This is a genomic window from Microcoleus sp. BR0-C5 (assembly GCF_036705045.1).
Lineage (GTDB): Bacteria > Cyanobacteriota > Cyanobacteriia > Cyanobacteriales > Microcoleaceae > Microcoleus.
Genome location: NZ_JAUBTR010000149.1, coordinates 1 through 2,500, shown reverse-complemented (window position 1 = coordinate 2,500; position 2,500 = coordinate 1). Strand labels below are relative to the sequence as shown.

At 55.0% G+C, this 2,500-nt stretch carries 2 rRNA genes (1 of these 2 cut by a window edge); both read left to right on the top strand.

Annotated features, from left to right (window positions below):
* Window positions 1-2,194: ribosomal RNA gene (locus QUB08_RS31250) — 23S ribosomal RNA — on the top strand; it begins 681 nt to the left of the window's first position.
* A gap of 145 nt (window positions 2,195-2,339) precedes the next feature.
* Window positions 2,340-2,454, top strand: a 5S ribosomal RNA gene (gene rrf / locus QUB08_RS31245).
* Window positions 2,455-2,500 lie beyond the last annotated feature (46 nt).

Here is a 2,500-nt window from a genome sequence, read left to right as displayed (position 1 = left end):
TTGAAGGTCGGGTAACACCGACTGGAGGACCGAACCCACTCCCGTTGAAAAGGTAGGGGATGAGTTGTGGATAGGAGTGAAAGGCTAATCAAACTCGGAGATAGCTGGTTCTCCTCGAAAGCTATTTAGGTAGCGCCTCGTGTATCACTGCCGGGGGTAGAGCACTGTTATGGCTAGGGGGTCATCGCGACTTACCAAACCATGGCAAACTCCGAATACCGGCAAGTGTAGAGCACGGGAGACACACGGCGGGTGCTAACGTCCGTCGTGAAAAGGGAAACAACCCAGACCCTCAGCTAAGGTCCCAAAATTACCGCTCAGTGGGAAACGATGTGGGAAGGCAGAAACAGCCAGGAGGTTGGCTTAGAAGCAGCCACCCTTTAAAGAAAGCGTAATAGCTCACTGGTCGAGTCGGCCTGCGCGGAAGATTTAACGGGGCTAAGCGGTATACCGAAGCTAGGGATTCAATCGCAAGATTGAGTGGTAGAGGAGCGTTCCGTACGCCTGCGAAGGTGAGCTGTAAGGCTTGCTGGAGGTATCGGAAGTGCGAATGCTGACATGAGTAACGATAAGGAGGGTGAAAAACCCTCCCGCCGAAAGCCCAAGGTTTCCTTGCGCAACGTTAATCGACGCAGGGTGAGTCGGCCCCTAAGGCGAGGGCGAAAGCCGTAGTCGATGGGAAGCTGGTTAATATTCCAGCACCGATCGTGATTGCGATGGAGTGACGGAGAAGGCTAGGTGTACCGGGCGTTGGTTGTCCCGGGGAAAGGAGGTAGGTGGATCCCTTAGGCAAATCCGGGGGGTCTTAACACCGAGCACCGAGACGAGTCCTTATGGACGAAGTCACTGAGGCCACGCTTCCAGGAAAAACTTCTAAGCTTCAGATCATGACGACCGTACCGTAATCCGACACAGGTAGGCAGGGTGAGAATCCTCAGGCGCTTGAGAGAACTCGGGTGAAGGAACTAGGCAACATAGCACCGTAACTTCGGGAGAAGGTGCACCCTTGATTGTGGCTCGTGCGAGCTAGAGCAATCGAGGGTCGCAGTGACCAGGCCGCTGCGACTGTTTATCAAAAACACAGCACTCTGCAAACACGAAAGTGGACGTATAGGGTGTGACGCCTGCCCGGTGCCGGAAGGTTAATTGATGGGGTTAGGGAAACCGAAGCTCTTGATCGAAGCCCCGGTAAACGGCGGCCGTAACTATAACGGTCCTAAGGTAGCGAAATTCCTTGTCGGGTAAGTTCCGACCTGCACGAATGGCGTAACGACAGCGGCGCTGTCTCCACCCGAGACTCAGTGAAATTGAAATCGCTGTGAAGATGCAGCGTTCCCGCGGCAAGACGGAAAGACCCCGTGAACCTTTACTACAGCTTTACACTGAACGTTGAGTTCTTCTGTGTAGGATAGGTGGGAGGCTTTGAAGCATGGACGCCAGTCTGTGTGGAGCCAACCTTGAAATACCACCCTGAAGTGCTTGACGTTCTAACCTAGGTCCGTAATCCGGATCGGGGACCGTGTATGGTGGGTAGTTTGACTGGGGCGGTCTCCTCCCAAAGAGTAACGGAGGAGCACGAAGGTGCGCTCAGCACGGTCGGACATCGTGCAGTGTGTGTAAAGGCATAAGCGCGCTTGACTGCGAGATCGACGGATCAAGCAGGTACGAAAGTAGGTCTTAGTGATCCGGTGGTTCTGTATGGAAGGGCCATCGCTCAACGGATAAAAGGTACTCCGGGGATAACAGGCTGATACCGCCCAAGAGTTCATATCGACGGCGGTGTTTGGCACCTCGATGTCGGCTCATCACATCCTGGGGCTGTAGTCGGTCCCAAGGGTATGGCTGTTCGCCATTTAAAGTGGTACGCGAGCTGGGTTCAGAACGTCGTGAGACAGTTCGGTCCCTATCTGTCGTGGGCGTTGGAGGTTTGAGAGGGGCTGCTCCTAGTACGAGAGGACCGGAGTGGACGTACCCCTGGTGTTCCGGTTGTCACGCCAGTGGCACTGCCGGGTAGCTATGTACGGAAGCGATAACCGCTGAAAGCATCTAAGCGGGAAGCGCGCCTCAAGATGAGACCTCCCGGGGCACAAGCCCCCTAAAGGAACGATGAAGACTACGTCGTTGATAGGCGCGGTGTGTAAGTGCAGCAATGCATTGAGCTAACGCGTACTAATGATCCGTGCGGCTTGATCATATAACCTCAAGACGCTTCGCCAAGAAGCTCTCCTCAACAGCACGTTGAGACCAAGATCCAATGCTCTGTTACGTCCCATCCCCATGAGAGACGGCGCGACCGCGTCTGCTTAACGCAGAATCGGACCGCGACACTCCACCGTCTCCCTGGCGACCATAGCGCTGTGGAACCACCCGATCCCATCCCGAACTCGGAAGTGAAACGCAGCCGCGCCGATGGTAGTGTGGCATTTGCCATGTGAGAGTAGGTCATCGCCAGGGCCTTACACCAAAGGGCTGTCCCAATAGGGACAGCCCTTTTTCTTTG